Source organism: Thermoleptolyngbya sp. M55_K2018_002 (assembly GCF_015295965.1).
In the GTDB taxonomy this organism is placed as follows: domain Bacteria; phylum Cyanobacteriota; class Cyanobacteriia; order Elainellales; family Elainellaceae; genus Thermoleptolyngbya; species Thermoleptolyngbya sichuanensis.
Genome location: NZ_DVEA01000228.1, coordinates 1 through 12,392 on the forward strand (window position 1 = coordinate 1; position 12,392 = coordinate 12,392).

The 12,392-nt window shown below is 56.0% G+C and carries 14 protein-coding genes; 10 read left to right on the plus strand and 4 right to left on the minus strand.

Annotation, left to right across the window (positions count from 1 at the left end):
- The 9 genes from IGS51_RS11220 to IGS51_RS11260 form a co-directional block, all read left to right on the plus strand.
- Positions 1–1,114 (plus strand): iron uptake porin (locus IGS51_RS11220; protein ID WP_297078479.1); only part of this gene is annotated, 1,114 nt, incomplete at its 5' end.
- Positions 1,115–1,282: 168 nt separating this feature from the next.
- Positions 1,283–1,720: an Rrf2 family transcriptional regulator gene (locus tag IGS51_RS11225; protein WP_172358605.1), complete on the plus strand. Its 438-nt coding sequence runs from the start codon at positions 1,283–1,285 to the stop codon at positions 1,718–1,720.
- 43 nt (positions 1,721–1,763) lie between these two features.
- Complete coding sequence (gene cysK, locus IGS51_RS11230) at positions 1,764–2,729, plus strand: cysteine synthase A (protein WP_297078480.1); 966 nt, start codon at positions 1,764–1,766, stop codon at positions 2,727–2,729.
- Between the two features lie 54 nt (positions 2,730–2,783).
- Positions 2,784–3,509 carry a DnaJ domain-containing protein gene (locus IGS51_RS11235; protein ID WP_297078481.1) on the plus strand — a complete coding sequence of 242 codons (726 nt, stop codon included), beginning with the start codon at positions 2,784–2,786 and terminating at the stop codon, positions 3,507–3,509.
- A 180-nt stretch (positions 3,510–3,689) separates the two neighbouring features.
- Positions 3,690–5,051: a ribosome biogenesis GTPase Der gene (gene der, locus IGS51_RS11240; RefSeq protein WP_297078482.1), complete on the plus strand. Its 1,362-nt coding sequence runs from the start codon at positions 3,690–3,692 to the stop codon at positions 5,049–5,051.
- A gap of 11 nt (positions 5,052–5,062) precedes the next feature.
- The gene (locus IGS51_RS11245; protein ID WP_297078483.1) at positions 5,063–5,998 is read left to right on the plus strand and encodes a CbiQ family ECF transporter T component; all 936 of its coding nucleotides are present in this window, start codon (positions 5,063–5,065) and stop codon (positions 5,996–5,998) included.
- A 168-nt stretch (positions 5,999–6,166) separates the two neighbouring features.
- The gene (acpS, locus tag IGS51_RS11250; protein ID WP_172358610.1) at positions 6,167–6,604 is read left to right on the plus strand and encodes a holo-ACP synthase; all 438 of its coding nucleotides are present in this window, start codon (positions 6,167–6,169) and stop codon (positions 6,602–6,604) included.
- Between the two features lie 393 nt (positions 6,605–6,997).
- On the plus strand, positions 6,998–7,267 hold the full coding sequence (gene pipX, locus IGS51_RS11255; protein ID WP_068508416.1) for a transcriptional coactivator PipX: 270 nt from the start codon (positions 6,998–7,000) through the stop codon (positions 7,265–7,267).
- Positions 7,268–7,358: 91 nt separating this feature from the next.
- Positions 7,359–8,045 (plus strand): YggS family pyridoxal phosphate-dependent enzyme, encoded by a 687-nt coding sequence (locus IGS51_RS11260; protein WP_367279322.1) that lies wholly within the window; start codon positions 7,359–7,361, stop codon positions 8,043–8,045.
- Positions 8,046–8,058: 13 nt separating this feature from the next.
- On the opposite strand, the gene IGS51_RS11265 is transcribed toward IGS51_RS11260, so the two are convergent.
- A complete protein-coding gene (locus IGS51_RS11265) occupies positions 8,059–8,310 on the minus strand; it encodes a hypothetical protein (RefSeq protein WP_297078485.1) in 252 nt (83 codons plus the stop codon).
- A gap of 194 nt (positions 8,311–8,504) precedes the next feature.
- Between IGS51_RS11265 and fni the strand changes: the two genes are divergently transcribed.
- Positions 8,505–9,608, plus strand: a complete 1,104-nt coding sequence (gene fni / locus IGS51_RS11270; protein WP_297078486.1) for a type 2 isopentenyl-diphosphate Delta-isomerase — start codon at positions 8,505–8,507, stop codon at positions 9,606–9,608.
- 46 nt (positions 9,609–9,654) lie between these two features.
- Here the strand turns inward: fni and msrB are convergent, their stop codons facing one another.
- The 3 genes from msrB to ebsA form a co-directional block, all read right to left on the minus strand.
- Complete coding sequence (gene msrB / locus IGS51_RS11275; protein WP_297078487.1) at positions 9,655–10,056, minus strand: peptide-methionine (R)-S-oxide reductase MsrB; 402 nt, start codon at positions 10,054–10,056, stop codon at positions 9,655–9,657.
- Positions 10,057–10,156: 100 nt separating this feature from the next.
- The gene (locus IGS51_RS11280) at positions 10,157–11,245 is read right to left on the minus strand and encodes a phosphotransacetylase family protein (protein WP_367279323.1); all 1,089 of its coding nucleotides are present in this window, start codon (positions 11,243–11,245) and stop codon (positions 10,157–10,159) included.
- Positions 11,246–11,365: 120 nt separating this feature from the next.
- The gene (ebsA, locus tag IGS51_RS11285; RefSeq protein WP_297078489.1) at positions 11,366–11,740 is read right to left on the minus strand and encodes a type IV pilus biogenesis protein EbsA; all 375 of its coding nucleotides are present in this window, start codon (positions 11,738–11,740) and stop codon (positions 11,366–11,368) included.
- Positions 11,741–12,392 lie beyond the last annotated feature (652 nt).

Sequence of the window (12,392 nt, forward strand, 5' to 3'; positions counted from 1 at the left end):
CGAAGAACTGCAAGCCAACCAGTTCTCCACCACCACCCGCTTGAACGGTCGAGCAGTTTTTGCCTTCTCTGACATCTTTGGCAGCAGCTCGATCGAAGACGCAAACAACACGGTATTCCAAAGCCGCGTTCGTTTGAACTTTGACACTAGCTTTACGGGCAGAGATCGTCTGAGAACTCGTCTTCAAGGTGGAAACTTTGTTGACTTTAACGCAGTTCCTTCTGCTCAGATCTCTCCGGTTAGCCAAGACTTTACCGAGCAGACTGACTTCTCTTTTGACAGTGGCGGTAACTTCGCTGTGTCCGTCAATCGCCTGGAGTACTATTTCCCACTTGGCCCTGCGACTGTCTATCTGGGTGCCCGTAACCAAGGCATTTCTGACATCGTGACCTCGGTCAGTTCTTTTGATGATGGTGAGCAAGGTTCGCTGTCCTACTTTGGCTACAACCCGATTTACGACCTGGGTGGTGCCGCTCAGAACATCGGCTTTGGTTTGACCTTTGACTTGAGCGATGCCTTCCAACTAGGTCTGGGCTATCTGACGGGCGAAGGCAACAACCCCTCGAACGGTGCGGGTCTGTTCAATGGCGACTACACCGCTTTCGGTCAGTTGACCTTCTCGCCTGGCGACCTGACGGTGGCATTGACCTACGTCAACAGCTACATCTCTGAGCCGAACAGCCTGGGTGATTTCTCGCCTTCTGTTTACAATGGCTATGGCATTAGCTTTGAGTTTGCTCTGTCGGATGCCTTCACCATCGGCGGCTGGGGTATGTATGTCGATACCCGCACCTTCGGCGGACCTTTGGCATTCCGGGGTGATGGCGAGGCTTGGTCCTATGCTCTGACCCTGGGCATTGGTGACCTGGGTGTTGAAGGCAGCTTGCTGGGTATCATTGCTGGGGTTCCTCCCTATCAGGGTTCCTTCGGCAACTCTACCCTGGGTAACTTCTCTCCCTTTAATACTGGCACCTCATTCCACGCTGAAGTGTTCTATCGCTTCCCGGTATCTGACAACATCTCTCTGACTCCCGGCGTGATTTTTGTCAGCAACATTGCCGACACAGGTGACGATGCTATCATTCCAGTGCTGCGGACTTCCTTCCGCTTCTAGAGTTCAGGTTTCATCAGGGCTTATGTCCTGCTGATTCAGTCTCGATGAATACTAGAAAGACCCTGCTTCGGCGGGGTCTTTTATTTTGAGCAGTTGAATCCAAGAAAAACCAAAACCCCGGTGGAGAACCGGGGTATACTGAGGAAGCTACTGATTTTTGATGAGCTTGTGGAACTTTCCTGTAAGACTGAGTATGCCCTGCTGGCACTTCTGGAATTGACGAATCACTACAGCAGTGGAGAGCCGCTGCAAATTCGCCAAATTGCCGCAGAGCAAAACATTCCAGACCGCTATCTAGAGCAACTGCTGGCTACGCTGAGGCGTGGGGGGCTGGTGCGGAGCCAGCGGGGAGCGAAAGGCGGTTATGTGCTAGCACGAGAACCCTGGAAGATTAGCTTACTGGAAGTGGTGAACTGCATTGAGGGACAGGACGCACAGACCACCGATGCAAGACGTGATACAAAAACCGTCGAGGGAATGGTGATTTGGGAGGTGTGGCAGGAGGCGGGGCAGGCTGCCGATGCAGTGTTGCAAAAACAGACCTTGCAGGATCTGGCTGACAAGCGCGAGGCTCGCCGCCGTTTAGACATTATGTACTACATCTAATCCATCTCACTTAATCCATCTAAAACTTGGACTGAATCTAACCATGCGAATTGCTCAGAACATTACTCAGTTGATTGGTGGTACGCCGCTGGTGCGGTTGAACCGAATTCCTCAGGCGGAAGGGTGCGTCGCGCAGATTGTGGTGAAGCTAGAGGGCATGAATCCGTCTGCTTCAGTCAAAGATCGCATCGGCATCAGCATGATCGAGGCGGCGGAACAGGCAGGCAAGATTGAGCCGGGCAAGACTGTTTTGGTGGAGCCGACCTCCGGGAATACGGGCATTGCGCTGGCCATGGCGGCGGCGGCAAAGGGGTATCGGCTGATCCTAACGATGCCGGACACCATGAGTTCTGAGCGGCGGGCGATGCTGCGGGCGTTTGGGGCGGAACTGGAGCTAACGCCCGGAATCGAGGGCATGAGTGGCTGCATCCAGCGGGCGCAGCAGATCGTCGCCATGTTGCCGGATGCCTATATGCTGCAACAGTTTAGCAATCCGGCGAATCCCCAAATTCATCGAGACACGACGGCGCTAGAAATCTGGCAAGACACCGACGGCGCGGTGGATATTCTAGTCTCTGGTGTCGGGACGGGCGGTACGCTGACAGGTGTGGCCGAAGTGCTGAAAGAGAAGAAGCCAGGATTTCGGGCGATCGCCGTTGAACCCGCCAACAGTCCGGTGCTGTCGGGCGGTCGCCCTGGCCCCCACAAGATCCAGGGCATTGGCGCGGGCTTTGTGCCGCAGGTGTTGAACACAGGAATTATCGATGAAGTGGTAACCGTAACGGATGAAGAGGCGATCGCCTTTGGTCGTCGGCTGGCCCGCGAAGAAGGGTTGCTCTCTGGGATTTCCAGCGGCGCAGCAGTGGCGGCCGCAATCAAAGTGGGCCAGCGTCCCGAAAACGCCAACAAGCTCATCGTGGTGATTCAGCCCAGCTTTGGTGAGCGCTATCTCAGCACCCCCCTCTTCCAAGACCCAGAACTGGTTGCGTCTGGCTCGCTGAGTGCCTGAGTCTCTCCCTGCGTCGCTCAAGGACGCGCCTTATACACGCCTTACAATAGGCGTATGCAGCAGCAAGACCACTATAAAACTCTGGACGTTCACCAGACGGCGACCCAGGCTGAGATCAAGCAGTCCTATCGCCGTTTGGTGAAACAGTTTCATCCGGATCACAATCCCGAACTAGACGGGCACGATCAGATTGCAACCATCAATGCCGCCTACGAAGTGCTGGGTGATCCCCAGCGTCGCCGCACCTACGATCAGCAGTTGCACGATGCAGAACGGCTGAAAGCAGCGGGTTTTGACGTTTACGAAGAATCGACAAGCAGCCGCCAACAGCGCACCGCCGAGGCCCAGCGCCGCTATCAACAGCGCCAGACCGGGCAAGACGATGACGAGCAGATTAAGCAATGGCTCAACCGGGTTTATCAGCCCGTCAATCGGCTGTTATCTAAAATTTTGAATCCGCTCAAAGAGCAACTGGATGATCTTGCCTATGATCCGTTTGATGACGAATTGCTAGAGGCATTTCAGGCGTATCTGGACGAATCCCGCGAATTGCTGCACAAGGCGCAGACTACGTTCAAGTCCATGTCGAACCCGCCCAGCACGGCAAAGGTCGCTGCCGATTTGTTCTATTGCCTGAGCCAAGTGGGAGATGGCATCGATGAGCTAGAGCGATTTGTCACCAGCTACAACGAGCAGTATTTGCACACGGGTAAGGAATTATTTCGGATTGCCAAAGGGCTGAAGCGGGAGGCGCAGGCAGCAGCAAAGCGAATTGGGTAAAAGCAAAAATCAGGAACCCCCAGAGTTCCCCCTTGATTCTGGTTTCGGGTCGATCGGTTTCAAGTCTGTAAGTCCTGACCCCTGATTCCTCGGTTGTGCGTCACAATAGAAAAGCTGTGTTAATTCGGGTTGCGGGATCAAGGCTGAACCAGTCCCTAACTGCCAACCCTGCTCCTTCCTATGTCACTCCCGATTGTCGCCATTATTGGCCGCCCAAATGTGGGCAAGTCTACCTTTGTCAACCGACTGGCGGAGGTGCGGGATGCGATTGTGCATGATGAGCCAGGAGTGACGCGCGATCGCACGTACAAGCCAGCCTTTTGGAATGACCGCGATTTTCTGGTGGTGGATACCGGCGGGCTGGTGTTTGATGATGATACAGAATTTTTGCCGCTGATTCGAGAGCAGGCCATGGCGGCGCTGGCCGAAGCGAGCGTGGCGGTGATGGTAGTAGACGGGCAGGCAGGCGTGACGGCGGCCGACGAGGCGATCGCCACTTGGCTACGGCAACAGTCCGTTCCCGTGCTGCTGGCGGTCAACAAATGCGAGTCGGTGGAGCAAGGGCTGATTCAGGCAGCGGAATTTTGGAGCCTGGGGCTGGGCGAGCCTCATCCTGTGTCGGCGATTCATGGCAGCGGCACGGGGGATCTGCTGGATAAACTCATTACTTTTTTGCCGCCGACGGATCAGATTGAAGAAACCGATGAGATTCGGGTGGCGATTGTGGGGCGGCCAAATGTCGGCAAGTCCAGTCTGCTGAATGCATTTGTGGGAGAAAAGCGGGCGATCGTCAGCCCCATTTCAGGCACCACTCGCGACGCGATCGACATGCAGGTTGAGCGCAACGGACAGCGCTATCGACTCATCGACACCGCAGGCATCCGCAAGAAAAAGCAGGTGGAATATGGCCCAGAATTCTTTGGGATCAACCGAGCCTTTAAGGCAATTCGGCGGGCAGATGTGGTGCTGCTGGTGATTGACGCAATCGACGGCGTAACGGAGCAGGATCAGAAGCTGGCTGGGCGCATTGCCGATGACGGGCGGGCCTGCGTTGTGGTGATCAATAAATGGGACGCGATTGAAAAAGATTCCCACACGATTTACGAATACCAGCGGCACCTGGAAGATCGGCTGCACTTTACCAACTGGGCAGAGACGATTTTTGTCAGCGCGATGACCGGGCAGCGGGTGGAGAAGATTTTGGAACTGGTGAACCGGGCTGCCGAGCAGCATCGCCGCCGCGTTTCGACCTCGGTGATTAACGAAGTGCTGGAGGAAGCGGGCAACTGGCACTCGCCGCCGACCACGCGCCAGGGTCGCCAGGGCAAGATCTACTACGGTACGCAGGTGAGTACGCAACCTCCGGCGATCGCCCTGTTTGTCAACGATCCCAACCTGTTTAACGACAACTATCGCCGCTATATCGAGCGCCAGTTTCGCCAGTCGCTCGGCTTTGTGGGTACGCCAGTTCGCTTCTTTTGGCGAGGCAAAAAGCTGCGAGAGGTGGAGCGCGGCTCCGCAAACCGAGCGACGAAGGTGTAAGCGGAACGGCTATGGATCTGCTGCGATCGCTCCCCATCGGGCTATATCTAGAGCAACCCGTCACCTGGCTGCATCGGCTTGATCCCCGCGTCAAGGCGGCCTGGCTGATGGCGTTTGTGCTAACCCCGATCGCCGCAACCCCCTACTGGCGGCTGTCGCTGGTGGGCTGGCTGCTGGCGCTGATGGTGAGTACGCTGCTGCCGCTGCGCGTCTGGAAACGGCAGATTGGGCTGGCGGCCGGATTTAGCCTGCTGCTGTTTTTGGTGACGCTGATCATGCCCGATGGGTTGACCGTTGCTCACCAGCCGCGCACCCCTGCCGACGAGCTAAGCATGACAGTGCCCCCGTCATCCCCATCTGCAAACTCTTCTGCCGCCTTGGATTCATCCGTAAGGCTGAACCTGGGCAATGGCTATCAGTATGTGCTGCTTCAGGCAGGACCGCTGCGTGTCACGCGGCGATCGCTCAATTTGGGCATCCGAGTTGGCACGCTGGTTTTCACGCTGCTGGTCAGTACGAACCTGTTTTTGCTGACCACCGCGCCAGAAGAAATTACTGCTGGGCTGGAGAGTTTGCTAAGACCGCTAGGACGGTTTGGCATTCCCGTCACCGAAATCGTGCTGACGCTGACGCTCTCGCTGCGCTTTATTCCGCTGGTGCTAGAGGAAATTCAAAACCTAATCCGCTCCGTGCGAACCCGCGCCATCAACTGGCGAAAGCTGGGGTTTCGAGGCAGTTCCCAAGTCGCCCTCACCGTCGCAGAACGCCTAGTGGATAACCTGCTGGTTCGCGCCACCCAGATTGCCAGCGCCATGCAGGTGCGAGGCTTTACCAGTGCCAACCGCCATCAGGTGAAGTGGCATCAGTTTCGCGTGTTTTGGCTCGACTGGCTGGCGATCGCTGCGTTAGTGCTATTCATCCTTGCCCGCATCCGCTGGGGCAGCTAACGGGGGTAGCTAACGGGGGCAGAGCGCCGGAGCGTTAAGACAGGTCGCCAAGCTCTTGCGATCCCGTGTGCTAACCCCGTGAGAAATGTCTTAACCTGCCGATAAAAACTTAAAGAAAACTTGTTTTTGTAGCGCTGCTATACAAACTAGCATACAGTATTACTGTGAATGCATTTTGAGGCACGATTGAACATCTCTCCAAACATCTCTCTAGGGACGGATATTGTCCATATTCCTCGAATCAGGGCGTTGATTGACCGTTTTGGCGATCGCTTTTTGAAGAAGGTCTACACTGCTATCGAGCAGCAAGACTATTGGCAAGCCTGTGCCCAAGCCATCGAAAATCAGGTTGGCATTGCCAGACTGGCGGGACGATGGGCGGCAAAAGAGGCAGTCGTCAAAGCAATGGGCACGGGCTGGCGAGGGATTCGCTATACCGATGTCGAAATTCAGCGGCAAGGAAACGGTGCGCCAACGGTTTGTCTACACGGCACGGCAGCCCAATGGGCGGCTTGTGTAGGTGGCGGCAACTGGCAACTTAGCCTGAGCCATGATGGAGAGTATGCGATCGCCACGGCAATGTTTCTGGGCCATAGGGCGAAATAGGAGGCATCGGGTCAACGCCACCTGGTTAACGTTACCTGGGCGGGTTTACTGAGCCAAACGTCTTCTCCTGGGTCTTATCGTCAGCAGCGAAACCGTGCAGTCGGGCTGTCTGCATCACCTGCTGTCTGCATCACCTGCTGGAACAAGACTGTTGATGAGGCTTTTCGGTTGAGCGTTTGAGGCAGGATTTTTGCCGAATCCCTTAAGCTAAAACTCTAAGCCAAAACTCTCAGCCAAGACTCTCAGCCAAGACTCTTAGCAGCCATCCAAAACCTCCTGAAATTTGCGCTTCTCTGTCGTTCCGCACTCTGCTACTCTGCTGTCATCATTTAACAATTTATGAAATTCGCTCAATCGCTATCCGCCCCGCCATCAGGAGCCAATGCAACTCGAATGAGTCGCGAATCCTACCTGAATCACCCAACCTTTGGGCTGCTCTATCAAGTTTGCGAAGTGACCGCAAATCAAGATCTGTTCGCGACGCTCTACGCGCAGCGGCTGTTCTTTTTGGTGACGGCCTCGTCAGAGGGCTTACAGTTTGAGCCGATAGGTCGCTCAGATGCCCGCATTTTGCTGGAGAATCGTCTGCGGGGTCTGCGACGCAGCGGCAGTGAAGCGGAGTATGCGGCATTGCAACTGGTTTATAAACAGACCTTTCAGTAATTCGCTCCGTTAACCCTGTGCGGAACCTCTGCAAATTTGCAGATTTGTGCAGATTTGATGATTCCTTGAGTCCACGTCAGAAGAGATGGGCATGAGTGCTGCTGCGCCTGAGGCGATCGCCCAAACGATTCATCAAATTCGTCAAACGCTGCCCAATCGGGTGCGGCTGATGGCAGTTACCAAGCAAGTGTCTCCCGATGCAATGCGGGCGGCCTATGCCGCAGGCATCCGCGACTTTGGCGAAAGTCGGCTACAAGAGGCGATCGCCAAACAAGCCGAACTGCAAGACTTGAGCGATGTAACCTGGCACCTGATCGGGCATTTGCAAAGCAACAAAGCCGCCAAAGTCCTCGACCATTTTCACTGGATTCACTCCGTAGACAGCCTCAAGCTGGCCCAGCGCCTCAATCAGCTAGCGGGCGATCGCCCCACCCACCCGCGTGTCTGTCTCCAGGTTAAAATTCTCCCTGACCCCAATAAATTTGGCTGGACAGTTCCAGAGCTGTTGGCTGACTTGCCCCTGCTCGACGACTGTCAGCATTTGGACATCGTGGGGCTGATGACGATTCCGCCCTACGGACTCGATCCAGACGTGACAAAATCGGTGTTTTTGCAAACTCGCGAACTGGCCGAAAAAATTCGCCATCAAACCCTCAAAACGATCCGAATGGAAGAACTGTCGATGGGAATGTCAGAAGACTATCCCCTGGCGGTCGAAGCCGGAGCCACCATCATCCGGCTGGGTCGGGTCTTGTTTGGCGAACGAACCGAAACTTGATTATCGCGCTGACTCAATCTTCGTTAATGAAACTGAGTCGGTGTCTCAATGTCGAAATGCGGTGATGCAAATAAAGAGTCGGGCCAGCGCTGGGTTGAATCTCAACAATGCCGAGGGGTCTACTGTCGAGGGGTCTACATATTGACATTGACATATTGACGACATATTGACCGCTGTAGGGAGATGGGCTGAGCGTGAGCGCTAGGAGGGCGGCTGATACGATCAGCCAGAGAGCGATCGCCCGCTTTAGCGAAAACCGGGGCATAGGGATAGCTCCTTGTGTGAGAAACCGTCTGTGAGCCGTAGACAAACGCCGTAGACAAAACAGTCCGTCTCAATCGATGCCCCTGGAGCAGTGTCCTACCCGGCCAGCAATCATATTTCGTTTTTCATGAAGATGCCAGTGGAAGGGCGATCGCATGGCACACTAGCTAATGCAAAAGCCGCATTCCATTCAGCATGACGCGACCGATTGATTCCCTTTCTCCTGCCCCTGCCCAAGCCCTCAGTGTCCCTTCCGAGCAGGCGATCGCCACCCAAGCCCGCAAAGCCGAACACATCCGCGTCTGTCTGGAGGAAAACGTCCAGTCGCACCTCACCACGGGGCTAGAGCGCTATCGATTTACCCACTGCTGTTTGCCAGAACTGGCTCCGGCTGATTTGAATTTGCATACAACCTTTTTGGGCAAGGCGCTGGCGGCTCCGCTGCTGATTTCCTCCATGACGGGCGGCACAGATCTGGCGCGGGTGATCAACCTGCGGCTGGCGGCGGCGGCGCAGCGGCACGGGCTGGCGATGGGCGTGGGGTCGCAGCGCGTGGCCATCGAAAATCCAGAGGTGGTGTCTACCTTTGCCGTGCGCTCCGTTGCGCCGGATATTCTGCTATTTGCCAACCTGGGCGCGGTGCAGTTGAACTATACCTACGGCGTGGAGGAGTGTCTGCGCGTGGTGGACTGGCTCCAGGCGGACGCGCTGGTGCTGCACCTGAACCCCCTGCAAGAGTGCGTGCAAACGCGGGGCGATCGCAACTTTCGGGGCCTGTTCGACAAAATCGCGGCGCTGTGCCACGCCCTGGCCGTGCCCGTGATTGCCAAAGAAGTGGGCAACGGCATCTCTGCGCGAATGGCGCAACGGCTCGTGGACTGTGGCGTTGGGGCAATCGACGTGGCGGGGGCGGGAGGAACCTCTTGGGCCCGGGTGGAGAGCGAACGCGCCCAAGACCCGCTCCAGCGGCGGCTGGGCAATACCTTTGCAAACTGGGGCATCCCCACCGCCGACTGCATTACCTCAATCCGGGCGATCGCCCCCCAAGTTCCCCTGATCGCCTCTGGTGGCCTGCGAAATGGGCTGGACGTGGCCAAGGCGATCGCCCTGGGGGCAGACCTGGGCGGACTTGCCCTCCCCTTCCTGCAAGCCGCCGCCGACTCCGACGCAGCCCTAGATGAACTGATCGAAGCCCTGATTGCAGAACTCAACACCGTCCTGCTTTGCACGGGCAGCGCTGCATTGCGGGATTTGCGAGAGCCGGGGATCTTAGTCAAAGCGGGGTCGGGCATGGAGTGATGTAATCCCCCCCAATTCCGCGGTTCCCCATTCCCACGCCGCGAATCTACTCCGACTTTTCTTCAAAGGTCAGCGAAGCGGAGTTGATGCAATAGCGCATTCCCGTAGGCGCGGGGCCGTCGTTGAAGACGTGGCCGAGATGTGCGCCACAGGTTTCGCAGTGGACTTCGACCCGGCGCATAAAGAAGCTGTTGTCTTCTTCATAGCCCACGTTTTCGGCCGCCAGTGGGGCCCAATAGCTCGGCCAGCCCGTGCCAGAGTCAAACTTGGTTTCGGAGCTAAACAGCGGCGTGCCGCAGCAGACGCACTTGTAAATGCCGGGAGCCTTGTTGTTGTGATAGGCCCCGGTGAAGGCGCGTTCAGTACCCTTTTTGCGAGTGACGTGATACTGCTCCGGCGTAAGCTGTGCTTTCCACTCAGCGTCGGACTTGACGATTTTTTCTGCCATAACGATTCCCTCAATCCTGCTTCCATTGTAAAGCTGTGTAAAGCTTTCGGGACAGGACTGGCTGCATCGAACCAGGGCAAACCAGATGTGACGGGAAACCCTAGGCCGTGGCTACTGGCTCCAGACCAAGCGATCGCATCAGCCGCTCCAGATCAAAGTGGCTCTGCATCAACTGGCGAATATGCTGCACCTTGATGGATTCGTGCAGGCGCACCTGGCCAAAGGTGCGATCGATAATTTCCACCGTGGTCAGCGTGTCCAAATCCACCGAGAGAATGGGCACTTCTAGGTCTTCAGCACGGCTGAGGACGGCAGGCGTGGGCGGAATTTGCCCCGTCAGAATCAGGCAGTGGGTCGAGGTTTCTAGCGCCGCAAGCTGAATATCCGGGCGATCGCCCCCAGTGACCACCGCCATATTGCGCGACTTGCGGAAATATTTCAGCGCAGCGTTGACGTTCATCGCGCCGATCTTCAGGCTTTCCACCATGAGATCCAGCCGATCTGGGCGACACAGCACCTCTGCATTCAGCTGATGCACCAGTTCCGCCACGCTGACGCTCCGCAGCAAGTCGCTCCGGGGCAACACCGCCAGCACTGGAATTCCCTTGCTTTCCAGAAATGAGCGGACGTTGGCATCTACTGCGTCTACCTGATCCAGCGGCACGTCGTTTAGCAGCACCCCCTGGAGGCGATCGCCCAGCACCCGCTTCGAGGCTAGCAGCGAATCCACCACCAGGTCAGAGTGATAGCGAGACACCAGCAGCACAGGCGCATCCAGCACCTCCGCCATCTGCGGCAGCGTCAGGTCAAACAAAGAGCCTTCGTCCAGTGTTCCTGGCCCCTCCAGCAGCGCCAAACTGCCACCCTGCATTCGTCCGTAGGCGGCCAGCGCCTGCTGATAGTGGGTGGAGTCTTCGCCCTTAATGCGGCGGGCGATGGTGTTGGGATCAAGCGAGAGCAGCGTGGGGCGCAATCGGCTTTCTGGCAGGTTCAGCGTCGCGGCAATAAACCGCACGTCTTCATCTAGGGTGTCTGCCTCAGACTCGCTTAGGCAAGTCCCCATTGGCTTGCCGTAGGCAACATCTACCCCTCTCTCTTGAAACAGGTGCGCCAGCCCCAGAATAATCGCAGATTTGCCACTATACGCTTCGGGAGACCCAACGAGTAAATACTGCACAGACTCACCCACCCACCTTATTTTGAAAGACACAGGTATTCTGCAAGACCCATCCGCCGCTGCGGACTTCCCCTCATTGTAGAGGAGGTCTCTGCTTTCACAAGGGGGGAGAGGCGAGTTCAGAAACCCTGCTTATTCATCCAAACGCAGCAGCTTGCGGTAGAAACCCTGCGAAAAGTCTGCCATACGGTTGGATTTGAAGTAAAAAATGACATCAATTAAAAAATCGACAAACTCAAAATTTGCCAACGTGACTTCATAGCTTAGCTCGGCGTTGCCATCGAACTGCATCCGGCAGCGCGTCAGGTCAGCAGGCAGCGACGACACGCTCCAACTGGCCACAAACGGAATGCTCTCTCCTCCCTCGATCTTGCGAGACCCTTCCAGGCTGCCCTTTTGATAAAGGCTGATGGCGAGGGGCAGGGCGTTGCGCTTGCGGCCCTGATAGTAGGGTGCGTACACGTTTACGTCGCGAGGATTTGCAGGTTGAAGGGTCTCGATGGACATGCTCAAATCGTCCTTAGAGTCTCAATAGTTAGCAGGTGAGGAGTTGCAGACCAGCAGCATGGGGATAGCAGACTAGGCGATCGCCAGGATCTAGCCAGATTTGCATCCTCCCCAGCGGCTACAGATGGATAACGGGTAATGGATCACGACTAATGATTCACTACTGATTCAGTATGCCCCGTTCCCCCGGTTTGCTAGCACTGCCTGCGAGAAAAATCACAGAGACACCACACCCCGCATTCAATCACCAAATCTCCAGTTGCCACCTTTTCAGCGGTTGCAAGTCAAGCTGGAATCGCCCACGGGACGGGAATCGAATAAAGCGCAGTAATCCCAAGGCAAACCAAAACTCTTGGCAGACTAAAAAGAGTAAAAATGTATCAGAAATCACAATGAACTCTGGGCGACAACTTTAGCATGAGGACTTTATGACCCGGATTAGCGCAAGCCCTTTTGTGCCAGCATTACTGATTTTGAAGTAGCCCTGTTTGTAGCATATGGCACGTTTTGTCTGGGCTGGGTTTTGGGTGGAAGATGGGCTGAAGTGAATGGGCTGAAGTGAATGGGCTGAAGTGAATGGGCGGAGGCAAGGACGCTTTGGGTGCATCCCACTTTTGTAACTTTTGCAACCCTCACCCTAAATCCCTCTCCC

Coding starts and splice junctions, on each gene's coding strand:
- ebsA (WP_297078489.1), bottom strand. CDS start 11,740: ATGTCCATCGAGACCCTTCAACCTGCAAATCCTCGCGACGTAAACGTG.
- IGS51_RS11260 (WP_367279322.1), top strand. CDS start 7,359: ATGAGTGCTGCTGCGCCTGAGGCGATCGCCCAAACGATTCATCAAATT.
- msrB (WP_297078487.1), bottom strand. CDS start 10,056: ATGGCAGAAAAAATCGTCAAGTCCGACGCTGAGTGGAAAGCACAGCTT.
- cysK (WP_297078480.1), top strand. CDS start 1,764: ATGCGAATTGCTCAGAACATTACTCAGTTGATTGGTGGTACGCCGCTG.
- acpS (WP_172358610.1), top strand. CDS start 6,167: ATGCATTTTGAGGCACGATTGAACATCTCTCCAAACATCTCTCTAGGG.
- pipX (WP_068508416.1), top strand. CDS start 6,998: ATGAGTCGCGAATCCTACCTGAATCACCCAACCTTTGGGCTGCTCTAT.
- IGS51_RS11245 (WP_297078483.1), top strand. CDS start 5,063: ATGGATCTGCTGCGATCGCTCCCCATCGGGCTATATCTAGAGCAACCC.
- fni (WP_297078486.1), top strand. CDS start 8,505: ATGACGCGACCGATTGATTCCCTTTCTCCTGCCCCTGCCCAAGCCCTC.
- der (WP_297078482.1), top strand. CDS start 3,690: ATGTCACTCCCGATTGTCGCCATTATTGGCCGCCCAAATGTGGGCAAG.
- IGS51_RS11265 (WP_297078485.1), bottom strand. CDS start 8,310: ATGCCCCGGTTTTCGCTAAAGCGGGCGATCGCTCTCTGGCTGATCGTA.
- IGS51_RS11235 (WP_297078481.1), top strand. CDS start 2,784: ATGCAGCAGCAAGACCACTATAAAACTCTGGACGTTCACCAGACGGCG.